This window comes from Aquimarina agarilytica ZC1, assembly GCF_000255455.1.
Taxonomy (GTDB): domain Bacteria; phylum Bacteroidota; class Bacteroidia; order Flavobacteriales; family Flavobacteriaceae; genus Aquimarina; species Aquimarina agarilytica.
Map to the genome: position 1 here is coordinate 38,412 of NZ_JH621266.1, position 25,407 is coordinate 63,818.

At 33.8% G+C, this 25,407-nt stretch carries 25 protein-coding genes, 1 tRNA gene and 1 pseudogene; 26 read left to right on the top strand and 1 reads right to left on the bottom strand.

All coding sequences use genetic code 11. The features are described 5' to 3' along the window. From KQA_RS18930 to KQA_RS0211965, 14 genes are all read left to right on the top strand, one after another. Positions 1-1,314 (top strand): DNA adenine methylase (locus tag KQA_RS18930; RefSeq protein WP_010181400.1); only part of this gene is annotated, 1,314 nt, incomplete at its 5' end. A gap of 63 nt (positions 1,315-1,377) precedes the next feature. Further along, the gene (locus KQA_RS0211900) at positions 1,378-2,613 is read left to right on the top strand and encodes a hypothetical protein (RefSeq protein WP_010181403.1); all 1,236 of its coding nucleotides are present in this window, start codon (positions 1,378-1,380) and stop codon (positions 2,611-2,613) included. Next, on the top strand, positions 2,610-3,272 hold the full coding sequence (locus KQA_RS0211905) for a hypothetical protein (RefSeq protein WP_010181406.1): 663 nt from the start codon (positions 2,610-2,612) through the stop codon (positions 3,270-3,272). Before KQA_RS0211900 ends, KQA_RS0211905 begins: the two co-directional genes overlap by 4 nt. A gap of 52 nt (positions 3,273-3,324) precedes the next feature. Continuing rightward, on the top strand, positions 3,325-3,672 hold the full coding sequence (locus tag KQA_RS0211910; RefSeq protein WP_010181408.1) for a hypothetical protein: 348 nt from the start codon (positions 3,325-3,327) through the stop codon (positions 3,670-3,672). Positions 3,673-3,731: 59 nt separating this feature from the next. Next, positions 3,732-4,046 (top strand): hypothetical protein, encoded by a 315-nt coding sequence (locus tag KQA_RS0211915; RefSeq protein ID WP_010181410.1) that lies wholly within the window; start codon positions 3,732-3,734, stop codon positions 4,044-4,046. A 439-nt stretch (positions 4,047-4,485) separates the two neighbouring features. Further along, on the top strand, positions 4,486-6,225 hold the full coding sequence (locus tag KQA_RS0211925) for an ATP-dependent nuclease (RefSeq protein ID WP_010181415.1): 1,740 nt from the start codon (positions 4,486-4,488) through the stop codon (positions 6,223-6,225). A 102-nt stretch (positions 6,226-6,327) separates the two neighbouring features. Further along, positions 6,328-6,804 carry a hypothetical protein gene (locus KQA_RS0211930; protein WP_157366681.1) on the top strand — a complete coding sequence of 159 codons (477 nt, stop codon included), beginning with the start codon at positions 6,328-6,330 and terminating at the stop codon, positions 6,802-6,804. Positions 6,805-6,829: 25 nt separating this feature from the next. Beyond that, complete coding sequence (locus tag KQA_RS0211935) at positions 6,830-7,174, top strand: hypothetical protein (RefSeq protein WP_157366682.1); 345 nt, start codon at positions 6,830-6,832, stop codon at positions 7,172-7,174. A gap of 12 nt (positions 7,175-7,186) precedes the next feature. Next, positions 7,187-7,396, top strand: a complete 210-nt coding sequence (locus KQA_RS0211940; protein WP_010181421.1) for a hypothetical protein — start codon at positions 7,187-7,189, stop codon at positions 7,394-7,396. A gap of 88 nt (positions 7,397-7,484) precedes the next feature. After that, complete coding sequence (locus KQA_RS0211945) at positions 7,485-8,390, top strand: hypothetical protein (RefSeq protein WP_010181424.1); 906 nt, start codon at positions 7,485-7,487, stop codon at positions 8,388-8,390. 137 nt (positions 8,391-8,527) lie between these two features. Then, positions 8,528-9,553, top strand: a complete 1,026-nt coding sequence (locus KQA_RS0211950) for an AlbA family DNA-binding domain-containing protein (RefSeq protein WP_010181426.1) — start codon at positions 8,528-8,530, stop codon at positions 9,551-9,553. 1 nt (position 9,554) lies between these two features. Beyond that, entirely contained in the window at positions 9,555-9,746 is a 192-nt protein-coding gene (locus KQA_RS0211955; protein ID WP_010181428.1) for a hypothetical protein, read from the top strand. Positions 9,747-9,765: 19 nt separating this feature from the next. Next, the gene (locus tag KQA_RS0211960; protein WP_010181430.1) at positions 9,766-10,023 is read left to right on the top strand and encodes a hypothetical protein; all 258 of its coding nucleotides are present in this window, start codon (positions 9,766-9,768) and stop codon (positions 10,021-10,023) included. 17 nt (positions 10,024-10,040) lie between these two features. Next, positions 10,041-10,352, top strand: a complete 312-nt coding sequence (locus tag KQA_RS0211965; RefSeq protein WP_010181432.1) for a hypothetical protein — start codon at positions 10,041-10,043, stop codon at positions 10,350-10,352. Between the two features lie 200 nt (positions 10,353-10,552). On the opposite strand, the gene KQA_RS0211970 is transcribed toward KQA_RS0211965, so the two are convergent. After that, a tRNA-Leu gene (locus tag KQA_RS0211970) sits at positions 10,553-10,634 on the bottom strand. Between the two features lie 145 nt (positions 10,635-10,779). On the opposite strand from KQA_RS0211970, the gene KQA_RS0211975 reads away from it, so the two are divergent. The 12 genes and pseudogenes from KQA_RS0211975 (at position 10,780) to KQA_RS0212030 (ending at position 25,252) form a co-directional block, all read left to right on the top strand. Beyond that, on the top strand, positions 10,780-11,721 hold the full coding sequence (locus KQA_RS0211975; RefSeq protein ID WP_010181434.1) for a ribose-phosphate pyrophosphokinase: 942 nt from the start codon (positions 10,780-10,782) through the stop codon (positions 11,719-11,721). A 26-nt stretch (positions 11,722-11,747) separates the two neighbouring features. After that, positions 11,748-12,350 (top strand): 50S ribosomal protein L25/general stress protein Ctc, encoded by a 603-nt coding sequence (locus KQA_RS0211980; RefSeq protein WP_010181436.1) that lies wholly within the window; start codon positions 11,748-11,750, stop codon positions 12,348-12,350. Between the two features lie 130 nt (positions 12,351-12,480). Beyond that, a complete protein-coding gene (gene pth, locus KQA_RS0211985) occupies positions 12,481-13,116 on the top strand; it encodes an aminoacyl-tRNA hydrolase (RefSeq protein WP_010181438.1) in 636 nt (211 codons plus the stop codon). A gap of 130 nt (positions 13,117-13,246) precedes the next feature. Then, positions 13,247-14,179, top strand: a complete 933-nt coding sequence (locus tag KQA_RS0211990) for a bifunctional riboflavin kinase/FAD synthetase (RefSeq protein WP_010181439.1) — start codon at positions 13,247-13,249, stop codon at positions 14,177-14,179. A gap of 253 nt (positions 14,180-14,432) precedes the next feature. Then, a complete protein-coding gene (locus KQA_RS0211995; protein ID WP_010181440.1) occupies positions 14,433-16,871 on the top strand; it encodes a glycoside hydrolase family protein in 2,439 nt (812 codons plus the stop codon). A gap of 54 nt (positions 16,872-16,925) precedes the next feature. Continuing rightward, a complete protein-coding gene (locus tag KQA_RS0212000; protein ID WP_010181441.1) occupies positions 16,926-18,242 on the top strand; it encodes an HTTM domain-containing protein in 1,317 nt (438 codons plus the stop codon). Between the two features lie 138 nt (positions 18,243-18,380). Next, positions 18,381-18,827: a hypothetical protein gene (locus KQA_RS0212005; RefSeq protein ID WP_010181442.1), complete on the top strand. Its 447-nt coding sequence runs from the start codon at positions 18,381-18,383 to the stop codon at positions 18,825-18,827. 4 nt (positions 18,828-18,831) lie between these two features. After that, positions 18,832-23,541 carry a S8 family serine peptidase gene (locus KQA_RS19630; protein ID WP_010181443.1) on the top strand — a complete coding sequence of 1,570 codons (4,710 nt, stop codon included), beginning with the start codon at positions 18,832-18,834 and terminating at the stop codon, positions 23,539-23,541. Beyond that, entirely contained in the window at positions 23,507-23,746 is a 240-nt protein-coding gene (locus tag KQA_RS0212015; protein ID WP_010181444.1) for a hypothetical protein, read from the top strand. The genes KQA_RS19630 and KQA_RS0212015 overlap by 35 nt, the downstream gene beginning before the upstream one ends. A gap of 36 nt (positions 23,747-23,782) precedes the next feature. After that, positions 23,783-24,319, top strand: a pseudogene (locus KQA_RS0212020) (DUF7379 domain-containing protein); the annotation flags it as partial. A 63-nt stretch (positions 24,320-24,382) separates the two neighbouring features. Continuing rightward, entirely contained in the window at positions 24,383-24,556 is a 174-nt protein-coding gene (locus tag KQA_RS20315; RefSeq protein ID WP_157366684.1) for a hypothetical protein, read from the top strand. Positions 24,557-24,775: 219 nt separating this feature from the next. Continuing rightward, complete coding sequence (locus KQA_RS0212030; protein WP_010181446.1) at positions 24,776-25,252, top strand: hypothetical protein; 477 nt, start codon at positions 24,776-24,778, stop codon at positions 25,250-25,252. Positions 25,253-25,407: the final 155 nt, after the last annotated feature.

Genomic DNA, 25,407 nt, shown 5'->3' on the forward strand with positions numbered 1-25,407 from the left:
CAACAATGGACACCCTTAAAATCAGAACGAACAGCAAAGGCTAAGAAGATCCGAAGGACTAATCAAAAGAAAGGATTTGACTATGCCCCCTTTCAGGAAAAACAATTTGTTCCCAGAGATGAGGATACCACAGGAGCTATTACCGCGAATCCTCAATATGAAAACTTACTCTGTAATCTACACCACGTCAGAAGGCTTACTCCACTGGAATGTGAACGATTGCAGGGATTTCCGGATAACTGGACCAAATATGGAATTCAGGATGGTAAAAAGATCGAGTTAAGTGATAGTAGAAGATACCATCTCATTGGAAATGCAGTCAGTATTCCCATTGTTGAAGAAGTCGGTCATCGGATTTTAAACAGCAACATCTTTAAGAACTGTAAAAAAAATATAAAAGAGTCTATGGCTCCGGGTTTGGGTAAACTAAATAAAACACCGGTCAGTTATTACGGAGGTAAGCAGAACCTTGCCAAAAGAATTATATCTCTTATCCCTGAGCATAACTTGTATTGTGAACCCTTTGTAGGAGGTGGCGCTGTATTTTTTGCAAAGAATCCTAGCCCTGCAGAAGTGATCAATGATCTGAATGGTAATGTGGTCAACTTTTATCAGGTCTGTAAGCTCCATTTTACAAAGCTTCAAAAGCTGATACAAGCCACTCCGCACAGCAGAAAACTACATACTGAAGCTGCCGAAATTCTAAAAGACGAGAAACTAAAAGATCCTGTTAAGAAAGCCTGGGCATTTTGGGTACAAACCAATATGAGTTTTTCTTCCCGAATTTATGGTGGCTATGCCTATGAACGAAAATCAAATGGTGTAACAAGAACCATTTTAAACAAGAAAAATGCCTTTACCAAGGAAATAGCTGAGCGTTTGGATTTGGTAGATATTGAATGTAATGATGCCCTGACTATTATAGAAAGAAGAGATACAGAGGACACCTTTTTCTATATTGACCCACCTTATTTCAATTCGGATATGGGACATTACAAAGGCTATAGTGAAGAGGATTTTACCAACCTGTTGCAATTGTTATCCGGCATCAAAGGAAAGTTCCTGTTGAGCAGTTATCCTTCTGAGGTACTTTCAAAGTTCACCAAGCAATATCGTTGGTATCAGGATTCCATAGAACAAACGATAAGCGTGGTCAAAGGTAAAAGGGACAAAAAGAAAATAGAAGTCTTAACCGCAAACTACAACATCATAAAAATTAAGAACTCATTAAACGGGTTTGAAAAAGATATAAATGTAGCAATGCTACTTAGGTCAAAAGCACTTCGACTTCGGTTCTCTTTTGTTAAAAAGTAAACTAATCCGAATCAACCCGACATATCCCGAAGCGGTCATTGACCGCCTTTGTATAATTACCCGATGAAAAAACAGCAAATTTCATTTGAGAATTATACGGAATCTATTCTGCAGGTAGATATTTATAAATTACCAAAGTTACTGCAAAAAGGGCATCAGTTTTTTCTAGAGGCCCAGGAGTTCTATGATCAGGAAACTGAAATCAAAGAAACGATTGACTTGTATTTGGAACAGCTAAATGATTACCTGGCTAAAAGTCCAAAAGTGCAACGAAGTGGTGTATCCGTTTCCATTTCCTTCATCAGAAGTTTCCTGAAAATGCACAGAACTGTGCAATCCAAAAAGAACTTAAAGCAGTACATCTTCGCTTTGCAAAAAGCTGTTTCCAATAGAGAGATCACAAAGGAAGATCCTAATGCTTCTCACATACTAGAAATCCAAAAAAAGTTGATATACCAATACAATGAAATGATTTTAGCTGATAAGGTTAAAATTATGATCAACCGTAAATGGCGTTTGCAGCTTCAGAGCATTGTAAAAGAATCTTCTAAAGAAGGACTGGGAGATATCCCGATGGTTTTATCAACAGGAACAGATCGTATACCTAAAGGAATTACAAGAGAGGATCCGTTGTTTACTACTTTCGATCAAAAACCTGTTGTATCAAACCGATCTACGTTTAGGTTACCCGGAGCCATAGGAGAGTTACTTGGAGATTTAGAAAAGTTTGAACTGGCAATCACTATAGAAGGCGATCAGGGAGGCGGAAAGACAAGATTTACCTATCAGCTGGCAGATGCCTTTGCTGAAATAGGAAACAAGATAGCCATCTTTACCTTAGAAATAGGTGGGAAATCAGATCTGATCAATCGTATGCGGGAAGAATACTTAAGCCCACAAAATAGAAACAGAATATCTAAAGCAGATAGACTTCCTGATGGTTTCAATACCATTGCCAGTGCCGCTGGCACTTTTGATGTGATCATTATCGACAGTTGGAATAAGACAGGATTACCTTCACAGGATTTTGATAAACTCCGGAAACAATTCCCTGATACCATTTTCGTAGTCATATTCCAGCGTACTACAGGAAAAACAATCCGGGGAGGAACAGCTCCGCTCTTTGATGCAGGAATCAATATTGAGGTTGTCAAAGTCGATGAAACATTTAAGAACAACTATGCTATCACTACTAAAAACAGGTATGGAATCACCGGTATTAAATACAACATCCGTACAAAACAAATTCAGGACGCACAGGAAAGTGCTTCAAGGCAAAAGGAACAACTAGAACTATGATGACGTATACAATTGACCTTTTAAAAACAATATGGAAGCTACTTCCTGTGGCGCTACTCATACTACTGGGAATTCTATTTTTTCAGTGGAGACGAGAGCGTCAAAAAATAAATGATTTTAAAGATGTCCAAAAGGCACAATTTCAGGAAATAGAAAAATGGAAGGATGCTGCAGGTAAGAACAGAGCAAGAGCTGAAATTGCAGAAATTGATGCCAGGCATGCAAAATTGGTTTTATCTGAAGAACTACAGGAAATACTCAAGAAGGAAGTAGGAAACCTAAAACGTAACCTGATCAGCTATGCTGCTGTCAAAGCTTCAACAGCAGGAAATTTCAAAGTCAAGGGGAATGATACGGTATATGTAGTCAATTCCTTAAATTCTCTTCCTGCCAAGCATTTTGAAATCAATAATAAGGATCTAAAGTTTAAAGGCGTTTATGTTCCTGAACTGGATACGCTGATAGCTAATTACAATGTAACTCATAACTTTGATATCTTCTACTATTACAAAAAGCCTGGAAAAGCTCCCTGGAATCTATTTCGTAGAAAGAGAGCTGTAGCTGAGATCAAGTTCTACAACCCCGGATCACAGGCAGATAGTTTGTTTACCATAGTTATGGATAGAAAAGGAGGACTTTTTAAAAACCTTTTCAAATAATTATACAATCGCTAACAACTACTTAACGGAATCCTATCTTATTTTTAAAGTAATGAATACAACCCATAATCATATAATTCAAAAGCTGGATGAATTTATTGATCAGCATAGAATCGGTATTGTAAAATATAATCTTCAAAGTACTGACTGGTGGAAAGGACGTCTGGCAATATTAACCAAAAAGTACAGAAACTTCTGTGGAGAGGTGATAGATAAAGAGGCTTTAGTGTGTATTCTTTATCCTATGCAATACATTCGTTTTAATGAAGTGATTCATTGCGGTGTTTTCTTCGTTAGGGATATAAACTCAGGCGTATGTATTGGTGGTATTGACCACTATAATTTAATTCTTACCGGTAAGAAAATCAGAGTGAAAGAGGATTGGTTAATAAGTAATTGATTCCAACAACTAGGAATATTTCCAAAATTTATAGCTTTGTATTGGAAAAATTCCTAATTATGAAACTCCGAATATTGATAGAAGAGAACTTTATACTTACTAAAGAAGTCTTTGAAGATTTTTATAGTAATGCTAAAAAGAAAGGGGTCATAGCAGTTATTACTGAAAAAGGAAGTGCTGAATTGTATATGGGCATCTACAGATTGAACGAAATCCCGGATTTTCGTAAAAGTGAATATGATATTAAAAGAATACTGTGGGGATTGATCCACAAGTATGGTAGATTTAATTATACACCTAGTCGATTTCAAGGATCAAAGAAATACTTTGAATATGAGCCTGAAACTAAAACTTGGAGTGTTTATAACAAGTAAAGTTCTTAGAATCGGTCATATTACTGAACTTTTGGCGATAAACCATAGACTAAGATCAACCAAGTTTTATAAAACGGTTCATTTTATAAATTTACGATTTAATACTTAAATGAACTCGTATTTTCGTCAAATGTATTTGATTTTACAACTATTTTTTGAATTTAATATTTACATATGATATAGGAAATTTAGGGAAAAAGTAGTCTTTTAAATTTATTTTTTCTAATTTAGAAGCAACGTAAAACAGGCTAGTTACCCCATATCCGGGTATGGGGTATTTTATTAATATACTTTAGCAAATACTGATATTATGGGATTGAAACGAGGGCCGAAGAGAAAGGCAAAGTCAACAGGAAAACCTGATAGACGGCAAAGAGATAATAAAAATACACAGGGAAATACCCCAAGTCTACAACCTTCAAAATCCACCAAAAAATAGATGAAATTAACAGAATTAAGCATAAAAAATTTTAGATCAATTAAAGGTGAAGAGATAATCCTTTCTTTGGTTGACTCTGATATAATTTTTCTTTTTGGACAGAATAATGCAGGTAAATCGTCCTTACTATCAGCTTATGAATATCTAATCACGCCAAACAAAAAAGCAACATTAAATGACTTTTTAGGGTTTGACAATTCTAATGAAATTGAGATCAAAGCAACTTTCTTAAAAGAAGATGGAGATAATGAAGAATTTGAAAAAAAAGGTTTTAACAAATGGGTTGATGATAATAATTTTATTCGCTTTAGAAAATCTTGGACAACGGTAGATGCAGTAGGGCAAAAACAAACTCTCGATCCTGAAACTAATGAATATGTAAATGATGGTTTTGGTGGTTTAGAACAACATTTGACCAAACACTCACCCACTCCAGTCAGAATCCCTGCTTTTCCAACTCCTTCTGAACTAACTAAGTTTATTAAAGATACTGTACAAAAAAGCGTACTTAAAACATTAAAAGATGAAGAAGCTGAAACTTATGAAAAGGTTTTAAATGAAATAAGTACTTTACAAGATAGAATATTATCAAAGGAAGTAATTACAGGGAAAAGTGCTCAGGCAAATTTAAATTTCAGGAAAATATTTCCAAATTTAACTTTGGACATTAGCCCAATTGAAGGACAAGAGTTTAACCTTGCAAGTTCTCTAGAGAAAGAGTTTTCTGTAATAATCAAAGACGACAGATTTCCTGATACTAAACAAGACTTCTCTAATCATGGACACGGTGTTATTAGACAAACACTTTTTAATTTTCTTGGAATAGTTAAAAATGAATTACCAACAAATAATGAAAATGGAGAGATTAAAAAGGAATTTATCATTTTGTTCGAAGAGCCAGAAGTGTATTTGCACCCAAAGGCTATAAAATTGTTGCGTTCCGTTCTCTATGATTTATGTTCAAATTCTCCATTTCAACTTATATGTGCGTCTCATAGTCCCTCCTTAATAGATATTTCGAAACCTCATACAACCTTAGTAAGGTTAGTGAGAGATTCTGATGCGAATACAAATCTTTATCAAGTTGGAGAAAATGTCTTCTCAGCAACGCAAGAATTAAAAGACAAGGTTCAAATGATTAATAGATTCGATCCTAACGTTTGTGAATCCTTTTTTGCTGATGAAGTCGTTTTAGTAGAGGGAGACACGGAAGCGATTGTAGTTAGAGAACTTTTAGAAAGAAAACATTCAGAAAGGGATATTTATGTTGTAAATACAGGCTCCAAAAATAATATTCCTTTCTTTCAAAGAATATTTAATCATTTTCATATAAAGCAACATATTATTCATGATAGCGATACAAGATACTTATACTCCAAAACTAAAAATGGAGATAAAATAACATATGAGTTAAAAAAGAATAAAGATGGCACACCAAAAAATAATTCATCTTGGACTGTCAATCAAAGTATTTGGGACAAAGTAGTTGAAGGAAATCAAAAAGAGGAAGGATTATCTCAAAGATATGTGTCAATATATGATTTTGAAAGTTCTAATAATTATGTATATGACAAAAAAAAAGGAAAACCATTATCTGCCTATGAATTTGCAAACGGAATATCCCTCGATAGTGACGAATCTATAATTTCATTTATTAATACAATTTGTGGTATAACAGAAAAATCAATTGAGTTCACACAAGATGATTTAGATAAATTAGTAAAAGAGCCTAATGAATAATAAAACAGTTTACAATAAAATATGAAATGTATAGGAACGATTTGTCTCGGGTATTACTAGAACATCTTATACTTGACGGTAAAAGTTCAATAAAATGATGATATGAAAAAAATATTACTGATAAATATGTTAGTATTATCTATGTTTTATTGTCAAGGTCAAAATTATTTATCTGATCCTATAAAATATAACAGAGTTGAATCATCTGTATCTGATATTTATAGAAATCTATACATAAAATCTAATTACAAAAAGAGATATAATTCAGAAAATGCGTGTATTGATTTTATTAAATTAATTAAATCCAAAGGCACCGGAACGGATTATTATAGCAGATCCAGTAGAGCCATATCAAGGGTAACATTTTATACAATTTTTAATGAAGGGAAATATTACTATTTCGCTATTGTCTGTTTTAGAAGAAAAGAATTAAACACTTGCAAAGAATATATATATCAGGTAAACTCTGAAACTGAGAGTTTTTATTCAGCATTCTACAATGAAAGTGCTGGAAAAACTTTTTACAAATATATCGAACCCTTTAGCAAGATTCTATCTTGCTCACCAAAATTTAAATAAGCTTAAAAATTGAAATTTCTAATAATTGATGAATCAAAATGTAAAAGAAGCAATTGAGATTAGTATGAGAGATAAACGAGAATTGGATTTAAAGGAATCCATATCCAAACTCGAAGGATTACCTTCTTTGAGCTCCAATGATGATAGAGAAACTTTCCTAAGCATGATCGGTTCAATGATTCATGATCTAAGAATGGAATTCTTAAACACATTTAATAATGATGTCCCAATAAAAGGACTTACAGAAGTACCTAAGAACAGCTTAAGTTCATTATTTGAAATATGGAGAATTCAGAATGATATTGATAGAGAGTTTAAAGAAAGGTTTGATTCAGAAGTTCAAAAAATATGGATTCATAAATTTCAATAAAACCATAAAATTATGATGGAATATAGTTACAGAATTTTAGATCTGAAAAATGGTGAAAAGGATAGCGGAACAGGATATTTAAAGAACTCTAAAATAAGCATCAAAAAAGACATCTTGGATCTTGTTTCTAAATTAGAAACTGAGAACTATAACAAGCATATTCAAGTGCATGTTTCTACTGAAGATTATCATATTAGCTTAATTAGTATTCAAAAACTATAAACCTCAAATAAGCTACTACAAATATGTAAGCATTATACAAAATTAATATTAGAAGTTTATAGTAAAATTTAAAGAATGATTTTAAAAAGTGGATAAAAGTTACAAACAGACTATACAGGAAATAGAAGAAAAAATAAATGAGCTATCTACGCAAGGTATTTCAATTCAATCCTTAAACGAATCATTGAGGCAACTAAAAACTCATACTGAAAATGTTGAGAAAATTGAAGAGAATATTGACGCTATTCGTGAAGAAGTCATTGAAAAAATTAAAGATGAATTACAATATAATAAAAAGGCTGGAAGTTTTTCTATCTATGGGTTTTGGGTAGGAAGCATCGCTTTGATCGTATCGATAGGTTCAATAATTTATAATGAATATAACCATGCAAATAATACTGATTTTACAAAGCCTGTAGAAAAAATAAAGGTTATTGAAACTTCAAAAGTTCCTGATTCGCTTCTTAAAAAAATTGATGTAATTAATTATAAAATTGATGAATTGGTTTTTAATTCTATTGGCTTTAGTGATATGCACGCCACCAGTAAATCAGAATTATTATTATACGATACATATGATCCTACGAAGAGCTTAAAAGTAATATTAAAAGATAGTATATACCCTATAAAAATTGGTGTTCAGAATATAGAAGAGACTATACACAATGAAAAACTAACACCAAGTGCTACTTTAATATTCTATGTTGGTGATAAAAAAATGGGTCGCCAAGGTATTAAAGAAATATTTAGGCAAAATAAATTGAAATACTATTATTGGAATGAGTACTACAATGGAGCTACGATATATGAAGGTGATACTATTAAAATTTTTAGAGATACATTTTTAGTTGAAAAAATATACCTTAAAAACTCCAAAACCAAAAGGGTAGGCAGTGATAAAAATGCTGTTTTAATAAAGCGAATTAAGCGTGGGGATTATTTACAATACAAATTGTTCTATGAACAAAGATTAAGAGAAATTATGAAAGAGTAGAACTGGAAAATTTCTAGCACACTGTTTGGGAACATTTTTTATTCCGATCTACGGACAAAAAGTTAAATAAAACGATCTTAGTGTGAAAAGCATAATTACATTAAATAATTACGAAATATAAATTTGTAACAAAAAATATGACCGTTGAGGACTTTGAAAATCTTATCCGTAAACCTGAATCTTCCACCTTAGATTTTAAAAGAGATCTTTATGATTTTAGAAGAGGAGATAATATTTCTAAATTTATTAAGGATGTGATTAGTTTTTCAAATACAATTCGAACCGAAAAATCCTATATTATATTTGGTATTGAAGAAGGGGAAACGAGTACTAAAAACTTAATTGGTATATCTGGAAATTTGGATGATTCAATTTTACAAGAAAAGGTAAAAGACAAAATATTCCCTAGACCTAATTTTTCTTATTATACAATCAATTATGATGATAAATTATTTGGAATAGTGGAATTTCCAATCACTAAACATGAACTCCCTTTGACACCGGCTATTAGTGCTAAAGGTTTACAACTAGGTAAGGCATATTATAGAATGGGTAGTTCAAACACTGAGGCCACTTCAATTGACACGATAAGGATATATGAGTGGTTCAAAAGTTTAAAAGGTTTTATAACTAAAGATTTATTATTGGAAGAAATATCTAATTTGATAAAACGTAGTGTCTCAAAAAAAGAAAAACTTTCTGTAGTAATTTCAGAGTCTTTAAAGGTTGCTAAAAAATACGGTCTAAAGGAATTAGAGGAATTTTTTTCATATCAAATTAGTGGAGTTCGAAATGAAGAAAATTTGGAAAAACATAAATATAGGATTCAAAAAATCTTGATTTCATTATATCAAGTTCAAGCAAATCCTTACTCTTATTTAAAAGTAACGGCAAAAGACATGAGAAGAGAAATGCTTCAAATGGAAAAGGTTTTTGAAAGAGAAATTTTATTTAATCAATCCATTGTAAGTATTGAGGAAAATTTGGAAAGGTTTAATAATAATCCTGATTTGACATATGGAAATTTGGAACTTAGTTCCAAAAATTTCTTTGAATCTGAAAAGGAAGTACCAATATATTGTTACTTCTTTTATGATAATATTTTAGGGGTATATAATAATATTAGACAAAAGTTAATAGACGAATTAATGAAACTCCAATAAGATGGAAGAATTTAGAAAAGGTGACAGAGTAAAGCATATTAAAGGTAAGGCACCTAGTACTACTGCAGAGAATTGTCAATATTTAGTATTAGAATATTTTATAAACGTGGCAAAACAACCAACAGTTAGGGTACAAGATTTAGAAACCGGAGAGCAATATTTTAGAGATCCAAATTCTCTTGAAAAATTATAATTTAAGGTTTAAATAATCGATGATAGAAATACTAAAATCTACAAAAGAACTAATCTTTGAAAAGAAAAACTCCTTCAAAAATGGAACTGGACCATGTTATTATATGAAAGGTAATAATGGATATGTTGTTTTTTTCGAATTTAAAGGAGGGGTAGTTGATTTTGCGGTCTATAATGAAGAAAAGAAACTTATTTCACTTATCATATCTGTAGATCAATCAATTCGAGATGACAAACAGGAACAATTTATATATTATAGCGTTAAGAATAGATTTTAAAAGTTCAATAAACATAAATGGAAATAAAGTATGATCTAATAAGAATAGGCTCTAAAAGAAAAAATGTTTTTTATGAAAGAGAATTGAATAACAGTATAAAATCGCTCAAAGATGAAATTACTGAAATTCTTAAAGAGGAATATTTGGGTGATGTAAAAAAAATTGAACTTACAATAATAAAACCAGCTCGGGGATTGAAAGCAAAGTTTAATATAGATAATATCAAGGACAAGGATATAAGGAAAATCTTGAAGTCCAAATTCAGCACAAGTCTAAGAAGGCTCACAGATAAAGAAATACAGAATAACCTTTGGAACATTAATATATAAAGTTCAAATAAACGATAATAAATGTCCTACCCTCTCTTATGATTTCAAACCAATTCCATTCTGCAATTACTTTTATCAAAATTGAGCCAAATGTTTAACCTATGTTTAACCCAAATATTATTTACAACACCAAAATATCAATTTAGGATATTACTAAAACAAAAACAACTCTTTGGTAATCAAAGAGTTGTTTGCTTCTGTACTCAAGGTGGGAATCGAACCCACACTCCCGAAAGAACTGGATTTTGAATCCAACGTGTCTACCAATTCCACCACTTGAGCAATTGAGAGTGCAAATTTATAAAAAGTTTTGATTTATAAACTAAAAATAAGCACTAATATTAATTTTAATATTGAAATAAATCCCTAAATTTGCAGCCTTAAATGCATTGCTTGTATTTTAATCTATTGAAAACGAATTCGTCGCATGTCTAATAATATCCTAGAAGCCAAGTTTTTTGCTTGTAAACAAAGTCAGGAACTTGCAGAAAAAATTGTTGCTGCCTATGGCACAACATTAGGTAATGTAATTACATCTACTTATAGCGATGGAGAATACCAACCCTCGTTTGAAGAATCTGTTCGTGGTAGACGTGTATTTTTAATAGGTTCAACCAACCCTAGTGCGGATCACCTTATGGAATTGTTATTAATGTTAGATGCCGCCAAAAGAGCTTCTGCCAGACACGTAACAGCCGTAATCCCTTACTACGGATGGGCTAGACAAGATCGAAAAGATAAATCTAGAGTGCCCATTGCCGCTAAACTTATTGCTAAAATGCTGGAAACCGCAGGAGCAACACGTATAGTGACTATGGATTTGCACGCTGCTCAAATTCAAGGATTTTTTGAAAAGCCCGTAGATCATCTTTTCGCTTCAACTATATTTTTACCTTATTTAGAATCTCTAAATATCGAAAATCTTACGGTGGCTTCTCCAGATATGGGAGGTTCCAAAAGAGCTTATGCATACGCTAAAGCCATGCAAAGCGATGTAGTTATTTGTTACAAGCAACGCGAAAAAGCCAATGTGATATCACACATGGAACTTATTGGTGATGTGACTGGTAAAAATGTAGTCCTTGTTGATGATATGGTAGATACTGCTGGTACATTAACCAAAGCTGCCGATTTAATGATTGAACGCGGAGCACTTTCGGTAAGAGCCGTATGTACACACCCTGTTTTATCTGGTGATGCGTATAATCGTTTAGAAAATTCAAAATTAACCGAGCTTATTGTAACCGATTCTATTCCTTTAACACAGAAATGTTCAAAAATTAGAGTAGTAAGCTGTTCCGAACTTTTTGCTGATGTCCTTAAAAGTATAAATGAGTACAAGTCTATAAGTTCAAAATTTGTAATGTAAATAATTTAATCTTAATATATTTAAAAATGAAGTCGTTAACAATCAATGCATCTCAAAGAGAAAGCTTAGGGAAAAAAGCAACAAAAGCCCTACGTAATGCTGGAAATGTACCTTGTGTAGTTTATGGTGGAGACACTGTTACACATTTTACTGCCCACGAAAACATGTTCAGTAAACTAGTGTATACACCAGACGTTCACACGGTGGTAATTGCATTAGATAACGGAACAAACATAAATGCGATCCTACAGGATATTCAGTTTCACCCAACAACAGATAAAATTTTACATATTGATTTTGTACAAATTTTTGATGACAAAGCCATCACTATGGAAATCCCTGTACGTACCACAGGAAAATCTCCAGGTGTAGCAAATGGTGGTAACTTAAAATTCAACGCGCGTCGTTTAAAAGTAAAAGGATTAGCTGCCAACTTACCTGATGAAATTAAAGCTGATATTTCTGAACTTAAAATTGGTAACAAATTATATGTTACTCAATTAGATTCAGAAGGTTTCGAATTTTTACACGCAGATAACACTGTTGTTTGTCAAGTTAAAAACTCACGTAACGCTATTGCTGAAGAAAGTGCAGAAGAAGCAACTGAAGAAGCTGCAGCAGCAGAATAAGTCATTTATTCCAAAGCAAATAAAGCACTCTATTTTTGATAGGGTGCTTTTTTATTTACACTCCAAATAACTGTCAATTACAAATTAAAGATTCCTTTTAAAAAACTATTTTAGCTATAAATAGGCTAAAATGATTTCACTGTTAAAAAAGTTTTTTACATCTTCGAATACTACTATAATTATCGACCCTATGAAAAAGTTTTTAATTGTTGGTTTAGGAAACATAGGCCCAAAATATTCTGAAACACGCCATAATATTGGCTTTAAGATTTTAGATGCCCTTGCCAAAGAAGAAAATGCATCCTTTGAAACTGAAAAGTTAGGTGATGTTTGCCAATTAAAAATTAAAGGTAAAACAGTTTTTTTATTAAAACCTAACACTTATATGAATTTAAGCGGGAAAGCCATTAAATATTGGCTCGCCAAAGAAAAAATTCAGACAGAAAACCTGTTAGTGATTACCGATGATATCAACATAGATTTTGGTACATTCCGGTTAAAAGCTAAAGGAAGTGCTGGCGGACATAATGGATTAAAAGACACGCAAGAAAAATTAAATTCGGGTACCTATCCTCGATTTCGATTTGGCGTAGGAAGTCAATTTAGTAAAGGCAGACAAGTCGATTATGTATTAGGAGAATGGTCTAAAGAAGAACAGCACGAATTAAACTTTCGAATACCCGATGCTTGTAATGCCATAAAAAGTTTTGTTACCGCTGGCTTATCGCAAACCATGAATAGTTTTAATGGTAAACTCGAAAAATAATACCAACTATGCTAAATCATCACATATGATCTAATTATACGAAAACCTTGTCTTACAAAATTTCGTATTTCATACATAAAATAGGGAGTTTCTGTAAAGATTTCAGTAATTTTACACAAAATTTTCGCTCTTGAAAAAACATAAAAACGCTTGTACTTATAACAATAAAATAAAGAGTGCTGTTACCATTGGCACCTTTGACGGCGTACATATTGGACACAAAAAAATCATTGAGCGACTCAATTTAGCCGCCAAGCAAAATAACTTAGAATCCATCATCCTTACATTTTTCCCGCATCCTCGGATGATTTTACAAAAGGATACCGATATTAAGTTAATTAACACTATGGATGAGCGTTCTGAAATTTTAGAACAAAGCGGACTAAATCATTTAGTAATTCATCCTTTTAGTGAAGAATTTTCACAACTAAGTGCTGAAGAGTATGTAAAACAAATGCTGGTCAAATACTTAAAAGCAAAAAAAATAATTATAGGTTATGATCATCGTTTTGGTAAAGGAAGAACGGCGGATATTAATGACCTAGTAAACTACGGGAATGAATTCGGTTTTGATGTTGAAGAAATATCCAAACAAGAAATTGAAGATGTAGCCGTAAGCTCTACAAAAATTAGAAAAGCACTCCTTAACGGAGAAATTGAAAAAGCCAACACCTACCTAGGCTATAATTTTATGCTTACCGGTAAAATTGAAAAAGGACGCCAAATTGGGCGTACGTTAGGCTACCCTACAGCAAATATGAAAATTGCTGAAACCTATAAGCTTATTCCAAAGCAAGGAGTTTATATTGTAAGTTCATTAGTCGAAGGAAAAACCTATTACGGCATGATGAATATTGGGACTAACCCTACCGTAAATGGCACAAAACAAAGCATTGAAACTCATTTTTTTGACACACAAATTAACCTGTACGACAAAAAAATTAAAATTGAATTACTAAAACGCATCAGGGACGAAAAGAAATTCGATTCCATGGAAGAGTTAAAAAAAGCCATGTCTGAAGACGAAGATTATGCCCGAGAATATATTTGCGAAATGTTATAAAAAACAGATAGCTAACTACAAATATTAATGATTAATCTCCTGTAAAGATCCAGAGTCACTTTGTTTCAAAAAAACACGAACCAAGATTAGATCCATAATATACTAAAAAGCAATGTGTTTTATTTTTTGAAGAGCAATGCATGCCAGAGTCCTTCTCAACCTTAACAATTAAACATTAGTTATACTAAAAGGATAAATTGTTCACTTATTTTAGATTCAAAACCTATAAATTCATGGCATCTAAAATCCAAAAATGAATCATTCCTCTGTAGTAAGGTATCTTAGTTGTATTGTTTTTTTAGTATTTACTCACATACAAATTAATGCCCAAATTGTTTTGTTAGGCGAAAATCCTCCTTTTGAAAACATAAATGATGGCAATTTTAGTAGTGTTTGGGACTATTGGCGTAATGCAAAACAGTCTCCTTTTTGGACAACTCAAATTATAAAAGGTGATGCTCCAATGGGAGTACATTATGGTACGCTTTTTAGCAGCAATGTCGAGGGAATAGCTACCTCTAAATTATTAAATAACACCGCATACCAACAGCCTAAAATTGGAGACACAATGAGCTGGAGCTTTGGTGCCGATTTGGAATATGATTGCCAAGGCTTTGTTAGTTTAAGCCTCGTTTTCGGAAAACAAGAGCGCATATTAGCCAATAAAACTCCCTTAAAAGGGGGAGACAATATTGTGGAACATTTTAAAGGCACGTATATATTAACCGATAAGGATGTCCAAGCAGGACTTCCTTTTGTGAAAGCCACTTTTTATTCCGAAAAGGATGTTAAAATATACCTCCATTACGTAAACATTGCAGTTACTGCCCCAGAAATCGCAGGCCCTAAAAACTTTAATACCCAAGTCATCAATCAAGGCATTCAACTTTCATGGAATGATGATAAAGCTAATAATAAAAGTGCATTCAAGATATACCGTCAACCTACTCATGATAAAAAAGGGTATCAAAACATCGGAAAAACTGCCCATTTTACATTTATAGATAGTACGATTACTCCCGGAGTTAATTACAACTATTTAGTAACGCGCATTAACACCAAAGAGTCCGCCCCATCTGCTATACAAACAATTCGTAAAACAGATACGGTTACCCCTCCCCCTCCTACACATTGCAAAGCTATTAGTTATGATACCGAAATTAAACTCACCTGGACTAAAAGCATAGCCAAGGACATTAAAGCTTATTCCGTTTACAGAAGCAATCCCAACACTAAAACACCAAAAAAAATAGCTTCGGGCATTAGCACCAACTTTTATGAGGACTTAACGCCGGCTAAAAATATTGAAAACACTTATCACATTTATGCACATGACCATAGCGGTAACAAAAGCAAGGCTTCTCAACCTATTGTAGCCAAAACTAAAAGTATAGTTGGCGCTTCATTTAAAGACCTCATACTTCCCATCCCCATTCACAACAAACTAAGTACAACTATTTGGGGAGCAAAAAACGTTGTCCCCCGTGATCCAGATAATGGCATTGAACACCCAGATTGGTCCTATTGGGGAGGTAAGCCTATAGTTGATAAAGACGATAAATACCATATGCTAGTAGTCCGCTGGCCCGAAAAAGCCTTAAAAGGACATTGGGAATGGCCAAATTCTACCGTGGTACATACAGTTTCCGACACCCCTACTGGCCCCTATCTCCCTACTGGAGAAGTAGCTTATACGTTTGCCAATGGATTAGGGCATAATGCCGATGTTATTCAACTAAATAATGGAAGCTATCTTTTGTATTCATTAATCAATTGGAAGCCGACATTATTCACCTCTAAAAGGATGTCAGGCCCTTGGAAAAAAGAAGGCATTATGAACATTGAATATGATGCCAAAGCTTTAAATGACCCTAATGAATACCAAGTGCAACGTAATTTATCTGGCGTACAATTAGCCAATGGGAACATGCTATTTATCACAAAATTTGGGCGTATGATTATAAGTAAAAATGGCTTATTAGGCCCCTACAAAGTAGTTACTGATGTCATTCAAAAAAACAAAACTATTCCCGAACGTTACCGAAAATCAAATTACGAAGATCCTACCATGTGGCGTGACGAAGTGCAATTCCATTGTTTAATCAATGCCTTTATTGATAAACGAGCTATTTATTTACGTTCGCCAGACGGTATTCATTGGAAATTTGACCCTGGTATTGCTTATGATACTTCGATAACCACATACCAAGATGGCACTACCACAAATTGGTACAAACTAGAGCGCCCACATGTATTGCAAGATCAATATGGCAGAGCCACACATCTTTCTTTAGCTGCTCTAGATGTTGCCAAAAAAAATGATATGTCTCATGACAATCATAATTCTAAAAACTTAATTGTTCCTCTTACCATACATAAACGTATCAAACTTCTTAACAAAGAAAAAATAACCCCCAATACAAAAACCATCAAATTACGGATCCTATCCGAAAAAGGATTTGACGCCCAAAAAGATATTGACATTTCCTCACTACGTTTTGGGGCTTCAGAAGCAGTAAATTTTGGTAAAGGCAGTAAAGTGGTCAATACTCAAAATAAAGGCAATGACCTTATCCTTGAATTTTCTGGTCAAGGCAATGGCATTACAGCCACAAATTTTGCAGGCAAATTAATAGGAAAAACAACCAAAGGCGACCTACTCATTGGGTTTTGCAAGCTTAGTACTGACTAATTGTTTTTTTGAAATTGTAACCCAATTATAAATATATTTGATAAAAAAATTAAAATGCGTGCACGCCTTTTTTCATCGGTTGATAATAGCCCTCTTATTATTTTTAGAATCATATTTGGGATACTTATTTGTTTGGAATCTTGGGGTGCGATTGCTACAGGTTGGGTATCAAAAACCTTAATTGAACCTCAATTTACATTTAATTTTATTCATCTAGATTTTTTACAACCATTGCCTGGTTATGGCATGTATGTATATTACATAATTATGGGGATTGTTGGCGTTGGCGTTTTATTAGGCTATCGCTACACCCTATCTATTGCACTATTTAGCTTGTTATGGGGTGGTACGTATTTAATGCAAAAAAGTTCCTATAACAACCATTATTATCTACTATGGATTTTAAGTATTTTAATGTGTTTTTTACCTGCCCATAAAGACATATCGCTAGATACACGCTTAGGGTTTACCACACAAAAAAACAGCATGCCCTACTGGTGTAAATTTTTAATTATTGCTCAACTCGCTATTGTGTATACCTACGCCGCTGTTGCCAAACTTTATCCCGATTGGCTGGATACCACAGTGGCCTCAAACCTAATGGCCGGAAAAGTAAATTATCCTATCATCGGTGCATTACTACAGCAAAAATGGACCCATTATGTAATCACTTACGTGGGAATCTTTTTTGATCTTTTAGTGATCCCCGCGCTTTTATTTAAACCTACTCGAAAAATTGCTTTTTTGGCTGCTATCTTTTTCCATTTGTATAATTCTATCGTTTTTCAAATAGGTATTTTCCCTTACTTAGCATTGAGTTTTTGTTTATTCTTTTTTCCTGCAGAAAAAGTTAGACAATGGTTTTACTCAAAAAACAAAAAATTTCAAAAGATTAAAAAAACAACCTATCCGACAAATAAATGGATACTCATTCTACTTAGTCTTTGGATTTGTATACAAATTACCTTACCGCTACGCCATTGGTTGTTTGAAGGCGATGTATTATATACCGAAGAAGGCCATCGCATGAGTTGGCGTATGATGCTTCGAAGTAAATCGGCGCGCAATACTTTTTACATTCAAAAAGGAGAAAAAAATCCGAAAGAACGCATTAAATTATCGGATTACCTTAGCCCTAAACAAATCCGATCCATGGGCGGAAAACCCGATATGATATGGCAATTTGCCCAACACTTAAAAAAGGAATATACAAAGCAAAATATTCCCATTAAAGTATTTGTTACCAATTACACCAGAGTAAACAATAAACCACCAGTACAACTGATTGATCCTAATGTGGATTTAGCCGCTGTAAAATGGAATTATTGGGGACATAATGATTGGGTGAATACGAGTTACGAAAAAAAATAGGTGCAACCGATTACTTTCTCAGCACTATAACAAATATTTATAACACCACTTAAAAACAATTCACATAACTCATTGTTATACTGATGATTATTTTTTCTATATTTAATAAGTATAGTATTCATTCAGTAATGATTGGTCATGCAAACACCAATACACATTCAGTCCGAAGAAATTATAAGCGTAGCTGCTAAACACGTTTTAGGTGGACACGCTCCTATTATTGTTGCTACTAATGAGTATTATAATTTTGAGGTATTACCGGATCAATATTGGACAGATTTCTTCAAAAAAACCACTGCCAATGGATTTAATTATTTCTTAAAAAAATACCTACGTGTCAAAAGTGCTAAGTATTTTACACTATGTGCCACAATTAATACCCCAACCGAATATAAAAAGGCCATCACCAAAAAGCGCCGAAAAATAGTAGACGACCCACATCACACTTTTAGCATTGGTCAAAGTAAAACGAATTACCACGTAACAAAACCTGGCTATTTGTCCTTATTTGCTAATGATAACCGCTGGTTTTACTGGAACAACAAAGGAAGCATTCAAGTTAAAATAACCCGTTCACACTCATAAAACCATGAATACTACGCGGACTGTCTACTTTAATGGTGATTTATCAAAGCCTTATAAACTTGTAGAGAGTGAGCAGTTATTTATTATAAGAACACTCAAAAAAGAAAATGCCGATACGATACTTAAACAAACCGATTGGGTAAAAAATCAACTACATAATATAGCTTTGGTATCTCAATTTAGTGATTCTAATGTTTCCATTTATCGTTTCCACGGAAGTAAAGAAGGGAAGAATAAAATCAAACATCAGATCAGGCAGGCACATTCGGATAAAATCGAATATGTTGGCTCCATTCTGGAATATAGCAACTCTAAAGTGTATCAAATTTATACGGGTAATATTTACCTCGAATTCTTTGATGCCTGCACTTCAGAAGCCTGTTTTTCTTTCATACAAAAACATAAATTAATTACTAAATATCCACTACATTTTGGCGTAAACAGTTATTTCTGCGAAACTGAAACGCCTATTCACAAAGATATTTTCACTTTTTGTGAAACATTATTACAATCGAGTATAGTAAAATGTTGTCACCCCGAATTAGTTACTGAACTACGACCTCAAAAATCATTACAACAAGTAGCCACAACCAATACCAAACTCCCTAATGATTGGTGGTTAAAAAAAACACATACGCTACAAGCTTGGAAAACCACAAAAGGAACTGGAATTACTATTGCTATTATTGATGATGGTATTGAAATGAAGCATCCCGCATTTTCGAAAAAAATAAAGTTTCCGATCGACATGAAAACACTTGCCGAAAATGGCTTACCTATTCACAACGAAAATGACAAACATGGCACCCCTTGCGCCAGTATTGCTGCCTCATCGGATAGTAATGCTCTCGGCGTTGCTCCCAATGCCTCCATTATTCCTATTCGTATTACTGGCTTAGGTTCCATATTACAGGCCGAAGCTATTTATTGGGCTGCAAAAAATGGCGCCGATATTATTTCATGTAGTTGGGGCCCACCCGACGGCAATATTTTTGACAAAAGTGACAACGAATACTATTACCCACTACCCGATCATACCAAAAAAGCTTTTGAATACGCCACTAAATATGGGCGAAATGGAAAAGGTTGTATTATTGTTTTTGCCGCCGGAAATGGAAATGAACCTGCCAAATTTGACGGGTACACCGCTGCCAATGAAGTGATAGCCATCACCTCCTCCAACTATGCTGACCAACCTACTATTTATGCCGATTATGGACAACCTGTTTCTTGCGCCTTCCCTAGTGGAGATTTTAAAGTTGATCGGGATAAAAATATCCTTATAAACTCGGGTATCCGAGTGGCAGATCGCTTAGATAAAAAAGGCTATTCCAAAAATGACTACTATTCCTATTTTACAGGAACCTCTGCTTCTTGCCCAGGAGCGGCTGGAATTTTTGGACTTGTACTTTCGGTAAATCCGAATTTAACCCAAAAACAACTTAAAGCACTCATTCCTAAAATGTGTGACCAAATCGGACTTCCTGCCTATTATGATGAAACTGGATACAGTCAAAATTTTGGCTACGGTATGTTAAATGCCACAAAAGCCATTCAAATAGCCAAAACATACCCACCAACTAAATATCGCTTACCCATGGAAAATCAAACTAAACAAGCCGTTTCCCTCCACATAGGAATCAATGAAGTAGATACCAACTATTATGGCATGTACATTCCTCCCTTGAATGGCTGTGTTAATGATATGGAAAGTATGTCAAATTTAGCCACCAGTCTAGGCTATGAACCCCATACTTTAAAAAATGACGAAGCCACTAAAAAAACTATAGCCTCAAGCATTACCGAATTAGGAAACGCCATACATGACGGAGGTGTATTACTCATCACTTATGCGGGGCATGGCGTGCAATTAAATGACACCAACCACCTCCTTAACAGCGAATTTGATGATGAAACCGACGGAAAGGACGAATCGTGGGTTACCTATGATGGCTTTTTGTTAGATGATGAAATTTTTAACGCCTTAGCCGCTATTCAAAATAAGATTCGCGTTATTCTCGTTTCAGATTCTTGCCACAGCGAAACCATGTCTCGCTTTGTTTCGCCAGATAAAAATGCTGTTAAAGAAAGAGGTATCACAAAAGATATTGCCGAACGCGTGCTTCAAAAAAATGGTGAAAGCATTGAAAGTTTACTCAAAAGTAAAGCACCAAAAAAATCAAGTTACACTACCGCAGTTATTAATCTTTCGGCTTGCAGAGCTAATCAAACAGCTAAAGAACAAGGAGGAAAAGGCATATTCACCGTAGCCTTTATAGAAACGCTTACCAAATTCAAAGATCAAAATAACCTCCATTTTAGTTACTTGGATTTTGTAACAGAAGTGCAACAACTCGTCACCTCCCGAATTTATGATCAAGATCCTAATTACAGCATTTCACATGTAAAAAGCGAAGCTTTTTTAAAGCAATTCCCCCTTAGTATTTCTCCTATCACAATTAAAAACACCACCAAAAAAACAAATGATTCAGAAAAAAAAACGCCCGATAAATCGGTAACCGACTCCTATCAACATACTTTTTTTGCCTTAAACACCAATGAGCTTTTGGTTGATTATAATGGGCAAGAGTTTACAAGCCTACATCAACCTCCTCAGCGTAATATTGAAAACCCCTGGGATAGCGCTTATAATTTAGTACTCAATAATCATACAAAGCATATCAATTATGTAGAGCCCAATGTAATTTCAAATCTTTACTACGAAGGCGAAACACAGGAACGTGGAAAAACAACAGGATCGGCTACCTATTTAGATACCTACCCGCCAAAAATGACAGCTCATGAAGATGTTGATTTTATTTGGCATCTTAGAGAACATTTTACTGGATTGGAAGCTGCTAATAAACTAGTCTTTCCAGAAATTGCATTAGGACAAAAAAAATACAATAAAGAAGTCGTTAAAATTGCTCATATTGATACGGGCGTTCTCGAAAATCATCCAACTCGGCCTATAAATCAACAAGCGGGAATTCATTTTAGACTATCCAAATCGGAACAAAATGCTGTAGACAAAAACAAAAAATTTGCTCTTGCAGAACAAGATGGACACGGACAAGCCACGGCTTCCATTTTAGCAGGCAACTGGGTAGATTTAGAACATACCGAAAATCGTTACCAAGGCTTTTTTGGTGCCATTCCTTATGCAAAGGTACTGCCCATAAAAATAAGCGAATCGGTAGTATTGCTTACTGGGCGTTTATTTGCCAAAGCTATTGATCATGCCATAAAAAATAAATGCGATGTAGTCACGATGTCCATGGCCGGCTTACCCTCAAAAGTAATGGCACGTGCAGTGGACAAAGCTTATGAGGCCGGAATTGTAGTTGTTTCGGCAGCCAGTAATTGTTGGTCCAAAGGCTTTAAAAAAATTGCCCCTAAAAAAACCTTATACCCTTCTCGTTATGATCGGGTGATTACTGCTGTAGGTTGCACTTACACCAAACGCCCTTATTTAAATCGCTATAATGTGGCCAGCAGAGCTGCTGGGGGTAAATATATGCAATCCTGTTACGGTCCTGCCAAAGTATTACCCACTACTATTGCTGCTTATACACCCAATATTAGTTGGTTTAATAAAATTGAGCCTATTTCGGATAACGAAACCTGTTATTATGAAAAATGGGGAGGCGGTACCTCCAGTGCCACTCCACAAGTAGCTGCAGCAGCTGCGCTATATATTCAACACTACAAAAGTGAATTAAAACAATACACAGGCGCCAATGCTTGGAAAAAAGTAGAAATTGTACGTCAAGCTTTATTTAGATCGGCCGATGATAGTACCGAATTTAATGATTCCTATTTTGGTAATGGTATTTTAAAAGCCAACAAGGCACTACTCCCAGAATATGCCCCTCAAAAAATGGAGAAATTCATTACAAAAAGTAGCAAAGCAACTCGTGTAAAAAACTTTTGGGCTCTATTAAAAATGTGGGGTAACCGAAGTATAAATCCGACTATTTTAAATGACAAAAAAGAAGTTTTAGGAGACATGCTTATGGAAGAAATTCAGCAATTAGTATACACCGAAGAACAACTTTTTGATTATCAAGAATTGGATTTTGACAATGAAGAAATTAAAATTTTAGAGCATCCAGAACTCATCGAAGGCATTCTAAATTCGGAACATGCCTCTCAATTTTTAAAGGATGTTTTACAACAACAAACTACCCAAACGCAACAAAAAACCTTCACCAATCGCAGCTTAATTTCCAATACTTTCGGAAACGTAACTGTTAGCGCACAAGGTACTCCTTTTTCTGTATTAAACACCAAATCATACAAAGAGGGTTATGGTGATCAGGCCTATTTTATTGATGAATTTGAAATTGTTGTTACCACACCTCAGCGCAGTTTTTCTAACAAAGAAGCTGCAATTATTTTAGACATCACTCCCGAAAATATTCCACTACAGAAAGATGAATCTCTGAATTCCACTCTTTTAGTTGAAAAAGTATATGATGACGATAGTATTTTAGAGTGGCAACTAAACAAAAATGCCCAAAGCACTACTTCCAATGCCTTGGAAGCATTATTTTCAAGTAACGAAAACACCTATGTGCTATCATCAACACACGAAAATGACCGAAGCATCAAAAAATTTGTCAAGCGTTTTATTGTCAAAACCATTAAAATGGATTGGCAAAAAAATACTAGCCGAAGTGGTCAAAAAACTTCCAAAAGCAGGCGCTTCTAAGCGCAATAAAATTTATCAATTAGCTGAAAAAATGGGCGATTCTAAATACGGAATTATGGTGTATGATTTAGAACAAAAAATCACCAATACCGATACCGGATGGTTGAATATTGACTACATACAAACGCTGGATGTTTACCAAGCACTTTCCGAAAGTAAAAAAGAAGCCTTGCTATTTATCCCCGGATTATTTAGTAGTGTTTAAAAAAGCTTTGATGAGTTTTTATCCAGTTCTGAAGTTAAAGCTGATTTAAAAAAGAAATACTGTCGTTACGCCATTGGGTTTAATATGCCCACCGTACTCCACGGGATTGAAAAAAATGCCGAAGAAATTACAGAATTATTAAAAAACAAGATCAAACAAAAAGCATGTTCCGTAATTGCCCATAGCCGAGGAGGTGTTATTGCCCGACATCTTTTTGAATTAAATTGGATTAACAACAACTCCTTACAACCTATTGAAAAAGCCCCTTTTGTACTAAACAAATTAATTATGGCAGGAGTTCCCAATCAGGGGACCATGATGGCATCCACCAAAAATTGGAAGAGTCTTTTTAACAGTGTAGTTAATGTAGCTAAATTTACTATTGGCACTATTGTTCCTGTGGTTCCCACTATTTTAACAGCCATCAAATGTATCGGGGTTGGACTTACAGAGTTACCTGGTATTGATGATTTAGAAGAATCCAGCGCTATTCTTAAAAAATTAAATACCACCAAAGCCGATCGTTCAAAATACCATGTATTTATTTCCAATTACAAACCCCAAAAAGGCTGATTAAAAAAGCTTTTTGACGAAGGCATTATTGATCGTAGCATTTTTAAACGACAATTTAACGATATGGTTGTTCCCTTACACGGAGCCATTTTTACTAACGAAGAAATTCCTAACGATATCACCCTAAACAAAGACCAATACACTATTATAAACGAAAAAAACAACGTATCGCATTTCACGTATTACGATTACCGAAAACAAACAGCACTTGTAAAAGAAGTACTTGACAAATTATAATCATGGGTAATTTACTAAGTGTATTAATCTACAGGTATGATTATAGCTTCTAATTATTTTGATGGGCTATTAACTTTATTTATCTGTGTATTTTAGTAAACTTCTGTTTTTAACAATTAGAATTAAAGTATTTAAAATCAATTAGATTGGTTATATTTATGAAAGATATATGGACTATAATTTATTTACAATTGTTGTGCGTAATTCAAAAAAACTGAAATGAAATCTATAATAATAATTGGAAAAAGTAACGAAGGTAAGTCTACAACCGTTAGAGAGATTTGTAAAAACCTAAAGCCTACTAAAATTTGGAAATTAGATACAAATACGTCTGACTATAAAAAAAGTAAACTTAAAGAAGCAAAAGTTGAGGATATTTTCAATAATACCTTTGTAATAGAAGTAAAAGGAAAATTAATTTTAATATGTGCTGGAGCTCCAACAGAACAAATTATACGAATTTCTGTTTTAATTGAAATCTGTATTTCGATTAAATTAGAAATTCATTTTGCAATCGTCTCAATGCGCACATCAGAAAGAAGAGAAGGATTTAACACACCATTGGAATTGGAAAAATATAGTTCTATAGTTTTAAAAGAAAAAATTAAGAAAGTAAAAGGAGATGAATTCGAAAAATCCGAAGAATGGAAAAACCGAATAACTAAATTATCTGTTTTGGTTCTTGAAGAAATATAAAAAAAACCGTGTAAAATAATAGCGATTTAATACTAAAAAATAGTAGTTGCGTGTTTGATGCATCTGAATTAAAATATGAGTAATACTGAAAAAAAGAGTAAATAATCCTCGGGGCAAGCCCACGAGGCATTAAAATAATTTTAGCTGATTATCTT